The organism is Nitrospirota bacterium (assembly GCA_004296885.1).
Classification (GTDB): Bacteria; Nitrospirota; Nitrospiria; order Nitrospirales; family Nitrospiraceae; genus SYGV01.
The window spans coordinates 1-13,124 of sequence record SCVN01000011.1; the positions used below are offsets into that span (position 1 = coordinate 1).

Here is a 13,124-nt window from a genome sequence, read left to right on the forward strand (position 1 = left end):
TCGCGCGAGCTGCTCATCGACTGGCTCGCCGCCGGCATCGATCCGCAGCGCGCCACGGTCTTCATCCAATCGCGCGTCCCCGACCATGCGATCCTGCACCTGCTGCTCTCGATGATGGTGCCGATCCCCTGGCTGGAGCGAAACCCCACCTACAAGGAGAAACAGGACGAGATCAAGGAGAAGGACCTCTCCACCTACGGTTTCCTCGGCTACCCGGTGCTGCAAGCCGCCGATATCTTGATCTACAAGCCGGACTTCGTCCCGGTGGGCAAGGACCAACTGCCGCATCTGGAACTGACGCGCGAGATCGCCCGCCGCTTCAACAGCCTCTACAAGCCGGTATTTCCCGAGCCGATGGAACACCTGACGAAGTTCCCCAAAGTGCTCGGCACCGACGGCCGCAAGATGAGCAAGAGCTACGGGAACACCATCAACCTCTCCGACGCCGAGCCGGTCGTGCGCCAGAAACTCAAAACCATGGTGACCGACCCGGCGCGGGTCAAACGCACGGACAAGGGCAATCCCGACATCTGCCCCGTCTACGACTTCCACAAGATCTATTCGACCACAGAGGTACAGGACCGCATCAATACCGAATGCCGCACCGCCGCGATCGGTTGCATCGACTGCAAGAAGCTCGTCGCCGACGCGATGGTGGAACGCCTCGTGCCGATTTGGGAGAACCGGGCCAAACTGACCGCCCAGCCGGATCAGGTCGAGGAAATCGCGCAGGAAGGCAGCAAACGCGCCGCGAAAATCGCACATCAGACGCTGGAAGAAGTGAAAGAGGCTATGAAGATTTGAGCCTTATCAGATCGCCCTCGACATTTCATTTCTCTTATGGGCACGCCTCGCTCACCGAGAACTCTCACGCTCGACACAAACTTCCTACTTGATAAAGCGACAAATCGCACAGGCGCAGACCTTTTTGATCGGCTCATCGATCTGACAAAATTGGGACATTTCAAGCTCTACTATTCAGGCACCACCGATTTTGAAGATAAGACAGGGGAAATAATGCGGCTAGTAATAAAATTGGTGGGCGAGAGTCTGATTCACGAAGCAACGTAGGCACTGGACTGGACTTTATCCCTGGCAGCCCAGGCCTGCATCGTGTTCAGGATAAGGACATCGATGATCTAGTGGAAACGATTTGGCCAAACGCGCAGCTACTTGGACGCAGCTATGAAAGCAAGAGAGGGGATGCCTGCCATCTGATGGCGCACAAACTCAATAAACGCGATGTTTTTTTGACCAAGGACTCGGAATTATTGCGAAAAAGACAAACCATTTTAGACAAATTAGGCGTGACAGTCATGAGTCCACAGGAAATCTTAACCACCTAGCTCACTTTCTCATCGCATTTTCTCCCCCCCACCCTCCCCACGAAGGCTGGGCAGAAGACTAAGCCGCCGATCACCCGAGGGGGCGGAACACAACTTGCCGCAGGCCGCGTCCCAAGTTCTTCACCCTACAGGCTGCTCAAAATGGCCCCTTCACACCCACCCAACCCCAGGCACGCCAAGACGTGTCTTTCTACCCGTGGCGAGGCCGCAGGGCGTGAGGACCCCGAGGAGGTACATACCAAGCTTCGCTTGATCCGCTCGCTTCGATCACATGCGAGCGGATAGGTACTTTGCCTTCAGCTTTGCCGTTCCGTTCGTTGAGGGGTTCGAGCGCCCGAGAACAAAGTTGGGGGACATTTTCAGCAGCCTGAAACGGCTTGACTTCGGCTGCCCGCCTGAGTAACATTCACCCCTCCTGCCGGTCGGAATTCGGCCGGCATTTTTCTTTCATGGAGATTGGAACGGACCATGGCTATTCGTATTGGAATCAACGGGTTCGGCCGGATCGGGCGGAACGTCTTCCGCGCCTCGCTCAACGACCCGCAATTGGAATTTGTCGCGATCAACGACCTGACGGACGCCAAGACGCTCGCGTACCTGCTCAAGTACGATTCGGTGCACGGCACGCTGGACGCGGACGTCCACCCCAGCGACGGCGAACTGGTGGTGAACGGCAAGTCGATCAAGATTCTGGCCGTCAAGGACCCGAAGGAGCTGCCCTGGAAGGAATTGAACGTGGACCTGGTCGTAGAGTCCACCGGCCGCTTCACGGACCGCGAGGGCGCGGGCAAGCACCTGTCCGCCGGCGCCAAGCGGGTGATCATCTCGGCCCCCGCCAAGGACGCGGACGTGACCGTGGTGTTGGGCGTGAACGAGAACACCTATGACCCGGCCAAGCACCACGTCATCTCGAACGCCTCCTGCACGACCAACTGCCTGGCGCCGGTGGCGAAAGTGCTGTTGGAAAACTTCGGCATCAAGCACGGGATCATGACCACGATTCACTCCTATACCAACGATCAGCAGCTCCTAGACCTGCCCCACAAGGATCTGCGGCGCGCGCGGGCGGCGGCGCTCTCGATGATCCCGACCAGCACCGGCGCGGCCAAGGCGCTGCATCTGGTCCTGCCGCAACTCAAGGGCAAGCTGGACGGCATGGCGATCCGCGTCCCCACGCCCAACGTGTCGGTCGTGGACCTGACCGTGGAAACGGAGAAGGACTGCGACCTGGCCTCGGTGAACGCCGCGTTCCGGACGGCGGCGGGAGGGCCCTTGAAGGGCATCTTGAAATATTCCGAGGCGCCGATCGTGTCCACGGACCAGAACGGCGATTCCCACTCGGCCACCTTCGACGCGCCCTTGACTACCATCATGGACCATCGCATGGTGAAGGTGATCGCCTGGTACGACAACGAGTGGGCCTATTCCTGCCGCGTCAGAGATCTCATCAAATTCGTGGCTGCGAAGGGCTGAGGCCCACCGCCAGGATACAACGCACGCCATGAACCTGCACAAACAGACGATCGACGACCTGGTTCTGCACAACAAGCGGGTGATCATCCGCGCGGACTTCAACGTCCCGCTCGACGACTCGCACCAGATCACCGACGACACGCGTATCCGCTCCACCCTGCCCACGATCAACCGCGCCGTGGACGAAGGCGCCAAGGTGATCCTCTGCTCGCACCTGGGCCGCCCCAACGGCAAACCGGACCCCCGCTACAGCCTGGCTCCGGTGGTCAAGCGATTGCAGCGGCTCCTCGGCAAGGACGTCCTCTTTGCCCCGGATTGCATCGGCCCGGAGGTTGAGAAGATGGTCGCCAAGATGAAGCCGGGCGACGTCCTCCTCCTGGAAAACCTGCGCTTCCATCCGGGAGAGGAAAAGAACGACGAAGCGTTCTCCAAAGCCCTGGCGTCGCTGGGCGACGTGTTCATCAACGACGCGTTCGGCGCCGCCCACCGCGCCCATGCCTCGACCGTCGGCATCACGAAGTTCATCAAGGAGTCGGGCGCCGGCTACCTGCTGAAGAAAGAGATCGAATACCTGGAAGGCGCGGTGGCCAACCCGATGCGCCCCTTCGTGGCGATTCTGGGCGGAGCCAAAGTGTCCGGCAAGATCGGCGTCATCGAGAACCTCGGCAAGCGCGTGGACAAGGTCATCATCGGCGGCGGCATGGCCTTCACCTTCATCAAGGCCATGGGCTACGAGATCGGCAACTCGCTGGTCGAGAACGACATGCTGGACTTCGCCCGCGGCGTGCAGGAACATGCCTTCTCGCGGGGGGTCAAGTTCTACCTTCCGGTAGACTGTGTCGTGGCCGCCAGCCTGGAGCCTGGCGCCGAAACCAAACTGGTCCCCGTGCAGGAGATCCCCAAGGGTTGGGTTGGGCTGGATATCGGCCCCGCCTCGGTGAAACTGTTCAGCGAAGCGGTCCAGAACGCAAAGACGATTCTCTGGAACGGCCCCATGGGCATGTTTGAAACCGATGCCTTCGCCCGCGGCACTCTCTCAATGGCGCACGCCGTGGCCAACGCCTACGCCTTGACCATCGTGGGCGGCGGCGATACGGCCCTGGCGGTCCACCGGGCCGGCGAGTCCGAGAGCATGTCGTTCATCTCCACCGGCGGCGGCGCGGCGCTGCAGTTGCTGGAAGGCAAGGAGTTGCCGGGCCTCACCGCGTTGCCGAAGCGTGCCGACTAGCCCGGGCTCGGGCATCCGACACACCCACCACCCTTCCACGAGGAGAGCGTGCGCAAACGCCTGATCGTGGGCAACTGGAAGCTGCACAAGACCGCCTCCGAAGCGGTGGCCTTCGTGTATCGATTATCCGCGCTGGCCCAGGCCACCGACGACGTGGAAGTCGTGCTGGCCCCTCCCTTTACAGCCCTCCAGGCCACGGCACAGGCCGAGCTGCCCGCCTTTCCCTTTGAGCTGGGCGCACAAAATCTGTTCTGGGAAGACAAGGGCGCCTTCACCGGCGAGGTCTCGGCGCCGATGTTGAAGGAACTCGGCTGCCGTTACGTGATCCTGGGCCATTCCGAGCGCCGGCGCATCTTCGGCGAGCAGGATGAGGGGATCAACAAGAAGGTGCAGGCCGCGCTGCGACACGGGTTGCGCCCGATCCTGTGCATCGGAGAGACCCTGACGGAGCGGGAGGCGGGGCAGACCGACCGGATCGTAACCCATCAGCTTCTTCGGGGACTGGAGGGAGTGGCAGGCGAGAGCCTGGGAGCCGTCGCCATCGCCTATGAGCCGGTATGGGCGATCGGCACCGGACGGGCTGCGTCCGCCGACCAGGCGACGGCAGTCCATCGCACGCTGCGCAAGGTCCTGACCGAACGATGGAACACGCGGGAGGCCGAGCCGGTTCGCATTCTGTACGGCGGGAGCGTGACGCCGGAGAATGCCGGGCAGTTCCTGGCCGCGCCTGAAATCGACGGGGCCCTGGTGGGAGGGGCTTGTCTGGACCCACAGTCGTTTGCTACAATCATCGCCTCCGCGCAGGCCCGACAAGGCTAACCCGCGCTGCGAGGGAAAGAGGAGTCCTATGTACACCCTGGCCGTGATCCTTCATGTCATCGTCTGTTTCCTGATGATCGGCGCCATCCTGTTGCAAGCCGGGAAGGGGGCCGAGATCGGGGCCGCATTCGGCGGGTCGAGCCAGACGGTGTTCGGCAGCCGCGGGCCGGGGACGTTCCTCAGCAAAGTGACCGTCGCCGCCGCGATCATCTTCATGCTGACCTCGCTCAGTCTCGCCATACTGTCCAAGGAACGGACCTTCTCCTCCACCGTCATCGACCTCAACAAGAAAAGCACCTCCACTGCCGCCCCCGCGCAAGACGCCAAGCCCAAGGACTCGTCGCAGGCCCCGGCCGGCGGCGATGCCGCACCCGCCGCTCCGACCGCGCCGTAAACGAGCACTCAGCTTTCAGCAGTCAGCCATAAGCCACAGGTCGGGGGAGCGGACAGAGTCCACTCCCTCGTTTCCGGTTGCTGAGAGCTGATCGCTGAAGGCTGAGCTAGACGGGCGTCCGCCAGGAGGCGTGGGCGGTTTCTTCACCGCGGACGATCTCGAAGAAGGTTTTCTGCAGGTCTTTCGTGATCGGGCCCGGCACACCGGTTCCGATCCGGCGCCCATCCATTTCCCGGACCGGCGTGACTTCCGCCGCCGTGCCGGTCAGGAAAATTTCGTCGGCCACATACATGGCGTCGCGGGTGAAACGTTCCTCGACCACGGGGATGTTTCGTTCACGCGCCAACTGCATGATCGAATTGCGCGTCACGCCTTCCAGGATCGACGTGAGTGGCGTCGTCTTCAGCACCCCGTTGCGGACCAGGAAAATGTTTTCGCCCGTGCCTTCCGCCACATACCCGTCCGGATCGAGCAGAATGGCTTCGTCATACCCGTCCGCCTTGGCCTCCTGCTTGGCCATGATGGAATTAACGTAGTAGCCGGACACCTTGGCCCTGGTCATGGTGACGTTGACGTGATGGCGCGTGAACGAGGACACCTTGGCCCTGATGCCCTTGGCCAGCGCGTCCTCTCCCAGATACGAACCCCACCGCCAGGCGGCGATCGCCACGCGGATGGGATTGTCGCCGGGATAGACCCCCATCGCTCCATACCCGATGAAGACCAAGGGACGGATGTAGCAGGCGTCGAGCCGATTGACCCGCACCGTCTCCACGATCGCGTCAAGAAGCTGCTTGCGGTCGTAGGGAATCTTCATCATCGCGATATGGGCCGACTCGTACAGCCGATCCACATGTTCCTTCAGGCGAAAGATCGACGATCCCTGCCGCCCTTTGTAACAGCGGATGCCTTCGAACGCTGCGAGCCCATAATGGAGCGAGTGGGTCAGCACGTGAACGGAGGCGTCCGCCCAGTTCACGAAGGCCCCGTCCATCCAGATTTTTTCGCTCGGCTGCAGCACGACCGCACACCCCGTTCAGAATGGAAATTTTCGTCTTCGGCACGTCGCCTGGGCCACTATAGCAGCGGGTTCTGGGCCTGTCAACGAAGGCAGGCCCAGGCCGAATTGCAGCCAGGCGATGCACCCCTATCACCTTCAGGCGCCGAGAGCTCGATCATCGCTTGACACCTCCAAAACCACTATGTTACAAAGCAAGGTCTTGTACACGTAAGGAGACGAGTCATGTACGCAATTGTGGAGACCGGGGGGAAGCAGTATCGGGTCCAGCCCGGCGAAATCTTGAAGGTCGAAAAGCTCGCCGGCGACGTCGGGGGCACCGTTGAACTCACGCAGGTGCGCTTGATCCAGGGCGACAAGGGCTTGCTGGTCGGCAAACCGTGGGTCGAACGGGGCCGCGTCACCGCCGAGATCATCGCACAAGGCCGGACCCGTTCCATGATGGTGTTCAAGAAGAAGCGGCGCAAGAACTATCGGCGCACCAAGGGCCACCGGCAATGTTTCACCGAGGTCCGCATCACCGGAATCGAAACGGCATAAGGGAAGGCACGGGGAAAAAGCCATGGCAACAAACAAAGGCGGCGGATCATCCAGGAACGGTCGTGACAGCAACCCCCAGTACCTCGGGGTCAAGGCCTACGGCGGGGAACTGATCAAGGCCGGGAGCATCATCATCCGGCAGCGGGGCACCAAGTTCTTTCCCGGCTTCAACGTCGGCCTGGGTCGGGACCATACCCTGTTCGCCAAAGTCACCGGAGTCGTCAAGTTCGAAGGCGGTCGCGCCCGTCAGAAGGTCAGCGTCTACCCGCCCGCCTGAGCCGCGGGTTCGCTCGCGACGCCGCATCTGACCACTCCGCTCTCGTCCCCTTCTTTCTTTTCCAGTTTGATCCTCCAGGCACGCGGGTTCGCCGGCAGACGGGAACGAACGCTGTCGCGGCGCCCGCGCCTCATGCATTGCCCTTGTGAAGGACTGGACCGCCATGTTGTTCGTCGATCAAGTCAGGATTTTCGTCAAAGCCGGCCGCGGCGGGAACGGCGTCTGCAGTTTCCGGCGGGAGAAGTATGTCCCCCAGGGCGGACCGGACGGAGGAGACGGGGGCAATGGAGGCAGCGTGGTCATGGTCGCCTCGCGCCGCCTGACCACATTGCTGGACCTCCGCTATCAGCAACTGTATGAGGCCAAAGCCGGCGGGCCAGGCGGGGGGTCCAACTGCCACGGCCGCACGGCGGACGACGTGACGATCACCGTCCCGGTCGGCACCATCGTCGCGGACGAAGCCACCGGCGAGATCCTGGCCGATTTGACGGCCGACGGCCAGAGCCAGGTCATCGCCCGCGGGGGCAGAGGCGGCCGCGGCAACCAGCACTTCGCGACCTCCACCAACCGGGTCCCCACCCGATTCGACCAGGGCACCCCCGGTGAGGAACGCTGGCTCTCGCTTGAGCTGAAACTCCTGGCCGACGTCGGGCTGGTGGGGTTCCCCAACGCCGGCAAGTCCACCCTGATCGCCTCGATTTCGGCGGCGCATCCCAAGATCGCGGATTACCCCTTCACCACGCTGACCCCCAACCTCGGCGTTGTGGCCTGGAAAGAGGACCGCAGCTTCGTAGTGGCCGACATTCCCGGCCTCATCGAAGGGGCCCATGAAGGCAAGGGGCTCGGGCTTCAATTTTTGCGGCACATCGAGCGCACCACGTTTCTGCTCCATTTGATCGACGTCTCCGAATGGGCCACGGAGGATCCCGTCGCCAGTCTGGCGATCCTCCGCAAGGAACTCGCGGCCTACGATGAGCGGCTGCCATCGAAGCCCTTCGCGGTCGTCGGCACGAAACTCGACATCAAAGGCGATGAGCAGCATCTGCGCCGCCTCCAGACCTCCTGCAAACGGCGCAAGATCCCCTTTTTCGCGATTTCGGCGGCGACCAGGGAGGGACTCGACGCCTTGGTCACCTACGTCGGGCAGCAAGTCGAATCCTTGAGAACCCCATGCGCGACCATCTCCTAAAGCGGGCGAAGCGCATCGTCGTCAAGATCGGGAGCAGCCTCGTGGCATCCCAGGGCGTCGGGCTCCGGCCGGAGCGCATCGAACGCCTGGCCGAGGAGATCGCGGCGATCAAGGCGGACGGTCGTGAGGTGCTCCTGGTCTCGTCGGGCGCCATCGTGTCGGGACTCCAAAAACTGGGGTTGACCACACGCCCCAAGAGCCTGCCCGTGAAACAGGCCGCCGCCGCCGTGGGTCAAAGCCGGCTGATGTGGGCCTACGAAAAGGCTTTTGAACCGCTGCAGCAGCGGGTCGCCCAGGTGCTGCTCACGCACCAGGACCTGGCGGACCGGCGCCGGTTCTTGAACGCCCGACACACGCTGACCACCCTGATCGAGTTCGAGGTGATTCCGATCATCAACGAGAACGACACGGTGGCCGTGGACGAAATCCGCTTCGGCGACAACGATTCCCTGGCGGCCCAGGTGGCGCACCTCGTGGATGCCGATCTCCTGGTGATCCTGTCCGACGTGGACGGGCTGTTCTCGGAAGACCCGCGTCGGAATGCCTCCGCAACCCTCATCCCCCTGGTCACGGATATCACGAAGGATGTGGAACGACGCGCCGGGGTTTCCAGCAGCTTCGAAGGGACCGGCGGCATGGCCACCAAGATCCAGGCGGCCAAGAAGGTGGCGGAATACGGCGTGCCGACGCTGATCCTCAACGGGGAACGCCCGGGCTTGCTCGGAACGACCTTGCGGGGCGGGCCCGGCGGAACCTTTTTTCTGCCCCGTGATCGCCGCCTGACCAACCGGAAACACTGGATCGCCTTTACCCTGCGCGGCAAAGGCCAGATCACGGTGGACGAAGGGGCCGAAGAGGCCCTCGTGCGCCGCGGGAAAAGCCTGCTGGCGTCGGGAATCCTCGCCGTGGCCGGTGATTTCGGCCAGGGCGACGCGGTCACATGCCTCACCCGTCACGGCAAGGAGTTCGCCAAGGGGCTGGTGAATTTTTCCGCCGAGACCCTGGGCCGGATCAAGGGCCTGAAAACTGCCGAGATACAAAAGACGCTCGGCCGGCAGGAATACGGCGAAGTGATCCACCGGGATAATCTGGTGATTCTCTAAACGATGAACGGTGAAGGATGAATGCCGAACTGGGAACAGGGGGGGGGCGAATTTCCAAACTCATCGTTCCGCGTTCCGTGTTCAGCCTTGTCGTTGTATGAAGATCGGTTTGTTCGGCGGAACGTTCGACCCGGTTCACCGCTGCCACGTCGCCGTGGCCACACAGGTGCGGGACCTGCTGCACTTGGACCGCGTGCTGCTCATTCCTTCGGGCGATCCACCGCATAAACCCCTGGGCACCCTGGCGCCGGCCTTCCACCGCCTCGAGATGGTCCGCCTGGCCATCGCCGGCGAGCCTTCCCTGGAGGCGTCAGAACTGGAGATCCGGCGTCCCGCCAAATCCTACAGCATCGAAACCGTCCGCACCCTCAAAGAACAGTACGGGCCTGGCGCCGAGCTGTTCTTCCTGATCGGGCTCGATGCGTTTCTCGAGCTCCATACCTGGAAAGATGCCCCGAGCCTGCTGAGCCTTTGCCATTTCGTCGTGGTGTCGCGCCCCCTCTGTCACTTTACCGCGTTGAGGGCCCTGCCGATGCTGCCCCCCCTCGACCCCGCCGCCCTCGCGCACATCGACTCCCAGGGCCAGGGCCGTCTCGATATCCCCCTGCCTGGGGGAACCAGCCTTATCCTCCTCGCCCTCCCCCCCTGCGAGGCCTCCGCTACGGACATTCGGCGCCGGCTTCGAGAGCGCCTACCCCTGTCAAACCTGTTGCCCGCCTTGGTGGAATCCTATATAATGCGACACCGGCTCTATCAGGAGGCACCAGATCGCACCAGAGTCGAAGGCTAACGCACTCGCCATCGCACAGGCCGCCCTCGAGAAGAAGGCCGACGACGTCCTTGTCCTTGATGTCGCCAAGCTGACTTCCGTGGCCGACTACTTAATTCTCTGCTCCGGGGAGACGGAGCGCCACGTAAAGGCCATCGCGGATCATATCGACCAGACCCTGTCCGGCCGGCGCCACCCTCCGCTCAGCATGGAAGGCGCGTCGACGGCGCAATGGATTCTGATCGATTTCGGGGATGTCGTGGCCCATATCTTTCGCTCCGACATCCGCGCGCACTACGGACTGGAGCACTTGTGGGCCGATGCGAGGCAGGTTCGACTGCCTGCCACGCTCCAGACTCCGGCGGTCAGTCCCCTGCCGGCGGCCAAGCCGCGCACGCGCCGCGTGCGCAAGCAAGGATAGCGCATGTTCCGGCTCCTCTTAACAGTCTTCCTCATCATCAGCGCCGCCCTGATCTACGGGTACTTCCAAGAGCTCAATCCCGGCTTCGTCAACATCCGGATCAGTCCGACGGAGGCCCTGGACCTCAACCCGATTACGCTGATGCTCCTGTCCATGGCGGCCGGAGCCCTGATCGTCACCCTGATGGTCGGCGTCCGGGAGACCAAGCATCTGATTCTGAACTGGAAAACTTCGCGACTGCGCCGGCGCGAGGAGAAAGTGGACGCCCTGCACCGGGAAGGCATGCACGCCTTCCTATCGAAACGCACCGCCGAGGCCATCGGCCTGTTTGAAAAGACCCTGGCGCTCGACCCCAACCATGCCGATTCTCTGCTCTGGCTGGGCAACCTCTATCGCGCGGAACGTAACTATCCGGAAGCCATCCGCCTGCATCGCAAGGCGCGCAGCATCGACGAACGCAACGCAGAGGTCCTCCTCGCGCTCGCCATGGACCTGGAAGGGGCCAAGCGGTTCGAGGAAGCCCTGCAGGTCCTGCACGACATCCTCAAGCTCGACCCGGGACACCTCAGCGCGCTGATGCGCAAGCGGGACCTGTACATTCGCCTCGAACAGTGGAGCGACGCGCTGGAGATCCAACAGCGGCTGGTGAAAGCCCATCTATCGGAACAGGATCAGCGGGCCGAGACCAGGCTCCTGGTCGGCATCACCTACGAGGTGGGCCGACAGTGGCTGGAGCGCGGCCATCCCGAGAAAGCCCGCCACTCGTTCCGCGCCGCCATCAAGCGGGACAAGAGCTTCTTGCCGGCCTACATCGGCTTGGGCGAACTCCTCGTCCGTGAAGGCAAGACCAGGAATGCCGCAGAAATCCTGGAGAAAGTGTACGTCAAAACCGGGAACCTCATCATTCTGCACCGACTGGAAGAGCTGTATCTGGAGATCGGCGAGCCGGGCGAGATCATCCGGGTCTATCAGGAGGCCTGCCAGCGCGACCCCCAGAATCCGGCCTTGCGGTTTTATCTCGGGAAATTGTATTACCGGCTGGAGATGATCGACGAGGCGTTCGACCTGCTCTCGACCCTGGAAGGGCCCCAGGATCAAATGGCCGACTTTCACAAGATCATGGCGAACCTCTACCTGCGGAAGCAACAGATGGACCACGCGGTCGAGGCATTGAAAAAAGCCCTGGGATTCAAAAAGCGCGTAGTGGTCCCCTATCTCTGCAGCTCCTGCCGTCACGAATCGTCCGACTGGTCGGGACGCTGCGGCCGTTGCGGCCAATGGAATACCTATACGGCGCTGCCTTGGGTGGATGCGTCCGCGACGGAGTTCCCCCGGGAGGATCATGAGATGGAATCCCGCGCCCTGTCCTACCGAGGCCTCACGTCACCGTTTGAAACCGTGTAGCCGGCGCATCCCGATCGAATTCTTGCCCGGAACCGACGACCGAGACGGGGCCGGCGTTGACCATGCGGAGAGGGACCATGTCTGATTTTCATCTACTGGCAGAGAAGGCGTTGCGAGACGAAGCACTCACCCGTGACGAATGCTTGGCCGTACTGGCCACCCCGGACGAACGGCTGCTGGACCTACTGGACGCCGCCTTTCTCGTGCGCGAACGGTACTTCGGCAGAAAAGTCCGGTTGCAGATGCTCCTGAACGCCAAGAGCGGCGCCTGCCAGGAAGACTGCCACTACTGCTCCCAGTCCGCCGTCTCCACGGCCGACATCGAGCAATACGGCCTCCTCCCCAGGCACGACATGGTGGAGGGAGCCAGGCGGGCCGCCCAGGCCAAAGCCCAGCGGTATTGCGTCGTCATCAGCGGGCGAAGCCCGTTGGATCGTGAAATCGCCGAGATCGCCGAAGCCGTGCGGGCCATCAAGCGCGAGGTTCCCATCCAGGTCTGCTGCTCTCTGGGGCTCCTGAACAAGGAACAGGCCCAGACCCTCAAAACCGCCGGCGTCGACCGGATCAATCACAATCTGAACACGAGCGAGGCTTACCACGAGACCATCTGCACGACGCACAGCTATCGGGATCGGTTGACGACCATCGATGCCGCCCGGAACGCGGGACTGGAAATCTGTTCGGGCGGAATCATCGGCATGGGAGAACGGGACGAGGACATCGTGGACCTGGCGTTCGCGCTGCGCGACGTGAAGCCGGACTCGATTCCACTGAACACGTTGCACCCGGTTCCCGGCACCCCCCTGGCCGAGACCCAGGCCCTCAGCCCCCAGCGCTGCCTCAAAGTGCTGTGCCTGTTCCGGTTCCTCCACCCGAGAACGGAAATCCGCGTCGCGGGCGGACGGGAGTTCAACTTGCGGACGCTCCAGCCGCTCGCCCTCTACCCGGCCGACTCCCTCTTCGTCGGCGGCTACCTCACGACGCCGGGACAGCCGGCCCCTGAAGCCTGGCGCATGATCTCCGATCTGGGATTCGAGGTTGAAGCGGACTACCTGACGCCCGAAGGGAGCCAGCCGCCAACCTCGGCACAGCACACACCATCGGCGACGCCGCTTCCCATGTTCCAGGCCCGGTGAGGCTTTC

14 protein-coding genes are annotated in these 13,124 nt (G+C 62.6%); 13 read left to right on the plus strand and 1 reads right to left on the minus strand.

Going from position 1 to position 13,124, the window contains the following annotated elements; all coding sequences use genetic code 11:
- The 5 genes from trpS to secG all read left to right on the plus strand — a co-directional run.
- Positions 1–804 (plus strand): tryptophan--tRNA ligase (gene trpS, locus EPO61_06565; protein TAJ09221.1); only part of this gene is annotated, 804 nt, incomplete at its 5' end.
- Between the two features lie 1,010 nt (positions 805–1,814).
- Positions 1,815–2,819, plus strand: a complete 1,005-nt coding sequence (gene gap / locus EPO61_06570) for a type I glyceraldehyde-3-phosphate dehydrogenase (GenBank protein ID TAJ09222.1) — start codon at positions 1,815–1,817, stop codon at positions 2,817–2,819.
- 28 nt (positions 2,820–2,847) lie between these two features.
- Complete coding sequence (locus EPO61_06575) at positions 2,848–4,047, plus strand: phosphoglycerate kinase (GenBank protein ID TAJ09223.1); 1,200 nt, start codon at positions 2,848–2,850, stop codon at positions 4,045–4,047.
- A gap of 48 nt (positions 4,048–4,095) precedes the next feature.
- The gene (locus EPO61_06580; GenBank protein ID TAJ09224.1) at positions 4,096–4,866 is read left to right on the plus strand and encodes a triose-phosphate isomerase; all 771 of its coding nucleotides are present in this window, start codon (positions 4,096–4,098) and stop codon (positions 4,864–4,866) included.
- Between the two features lie 28 nt (positions 4,867–4,894).
- Positions 4,895–5,260 carry a preprotein translocase subunit SecG gene (secG, locus tag EPO61_06585; GenBank protein TAJ09225.1) on the plus strand — a complete coding sequence of 122 codons (366 nt, stop codon included), beginning with the start codon at positions 4,895–4,897 and terminating at the stop codon, positions 5,258–5,260.
- A 106-nt stretch (positions 5,261–5,366) separates the two neighbouring features.
- Here secG and EPO61_06590 read toward each other — a convergent pair whose 3' ends face one another.
- Positions 5,367–6,281: a branched-chain amino acid transaminase gene (locus EPO61_06590; GenBank protein ID TAJ09226.1), complete on the minus strand. Its 915-nt coding sequence runs from the start codon at positions 6,279–6,281 to the stop codon at positions 5,367–5,369.
- Positions 6,282–6,503: 222 nt separating this feature from the next.
- Between EPO61_06590 and rplU the strand changes: the two genes are divergently transcribed.
- From rplU to bioB, 8 genes are all read left to right on the plus strand, one after another.
- Positions 6,504–6,818, plus strand: coding sequence for a 50S ribosomal protein L21 (gene rplU / locus EPO61_06595; protein TAJ09227.1), 315 nt, complete (start codon positions 6,504–6,506; stop codon positions 6,816–6,818).
- Between the two features lie 22 nt (positions 6,819–6,840).
- Positions 6,841–7,095: a 50S ribosomal protein L27 gene (locus EPO61_06600; GenBank protein TAJ09228.1), complete on the plus strand. Its 255-nt coding sequence runs from the start codon at positions 6,841–6,843 to the stop codon at positions 7,093–7,095.
- A 163-nt stretch (positions 7,096–7,258) separates the two neighbouring features.
- Complete coding sequence (gene obgE, locus EPO61_06605; protein TAJ09229.1) at positions 7,259–8,284, plus strand: GTPase ObgE; 1,026 nt, start codon at positions 7,259–7,261, stop codon at positions 8,282–8,284.
- A complete protein-coding gene (gene proB / locus EPO61_06610; GenBank protein TAJ09230.1) occupies positions 8,266–9,387 on the plus strand; it encodes a glutamate 5-kinase in 1,122 nt (373 codons plus the stop codon). The genes obgE and proB overlap by 19 nt, the downstream gene beginning before the upstream one ends.
- A 97-nt stretch (positions 9,388–9,484) precedes the next feature.
- Positions 9,485–10,177 carry a nicotinate (nicotinamide) nucleotide adenylyltransferase gene (gene nadD, locus EPO61_06615; GenBank protein TAJ09231.1) on the plus strand — a complete coding sequence of 231 codons (693 nt, stop codon included), beginning with the start codon at positions 9,485–9,487 and terminating at the stop codon, positions 10,175–10,177.
- Positions 10,155–10,577, plus strand: coding sequence for a ribosome silencing factor (rsfS, locus tag EPO61_06620; GenBank protein ID TAJ09232.1), 423 nt, complete (start codon positions 10,155–10,157; stop codon positions 10,575–10,577). The genes nadD and rsfS overlap by 23 nt, the downstream gene beginning before the upstream one ends.
- A 3-nt stretch (positions 10,578–10,580) precedes the next feature.
- Positions 10,581–11,981 (plus strand): tetratricopeptide repeat protein, encoded by a 1,401-nt coding sequence (locus EPO61_06625; GenBank protein ID TAJ09233.1) that lies wholly within the window; start codon positions 10,581–10,583, stop codon positions 11,979–11,981.
- A gap of 77 nt (positions 11,982–12,058) precedes the next feature.
- Positions 12,059–13,117, plus strand: coding sequence for a biotin synthase BioB (bioB, locus tag EPO61_06630; GenBank protein TAJ09234.1), 1,059 nt, complete (start codon positions 12,059–12,061; stop codon positions 13,115–13,117).
- Positions 13,118–13,124: the final 7 nt, after the last annotated feature.

Coding starts and splice junctions, on each gene's coding strand:
- obgE (TAJ09229.1), top strand. CDS start 7,259: ATGTTGTTCGTCGATCAAGTCAGGATTTTCGTCAAAGCCGGCCGCGGC.
- rplU (TAJ09227.1), top strand. CDS start 6,504: ATGTACGCAATTGTGGAGACCGGGGGGAAGCAGTATCGGGTCCAGCCC.
- bioB (TAJ09234.1), top strand. CDS start 12,059: ATGTCTGATTTTCATCTACTGGCAGAGAAGGCGTTGCGAGACGAAGCA.
- gap (TAJ09222.1), top strand. CDS start 1,815: ATGGCTATTCGTATTGGAATCAACGGGTTCGGCCGGATCGGGCGGAAC.
- secG (TAJ09225.1), top strand. CDS start 4,895: ATGTACACCCTGGCCGTGATCCTTCATGTCATCGTCTGTTTCCTGATG.
- proB (TAJ09230.1), top strand. CDS start 8,266: ATGCGCGACCATCTCCTAAAGCGGGCGAAGCGCATCGTCGTCAAGATC.
- EPO61_06575 (TAJ09223.1), top strand. CDS start 2,848: ATGAACCTGCACAAACAGACGATCGACGACCTGGTTCTGCACAACAAG.
- nadD (TAJ09231.1), top strand. CDS start 9,485: ATGAAGATCGGTTTGTTCGGCGGAACGTTCGACCCGGTTCACCGCTGC.
- EPO61_06625 (TAJ09233.1), top strand. CDS start 10,581: ATGTTCCGGCTCCTCTTAACAGTCTTCCTCATCATCAGCGCCGCCCTG.
- EPO61_06600 (TAJ09228.1), top strand. CDS start 6,841: ATGGCAACAAACAAAGGCGGCGGATCATCCAGGAACGGTCGTGACAGC.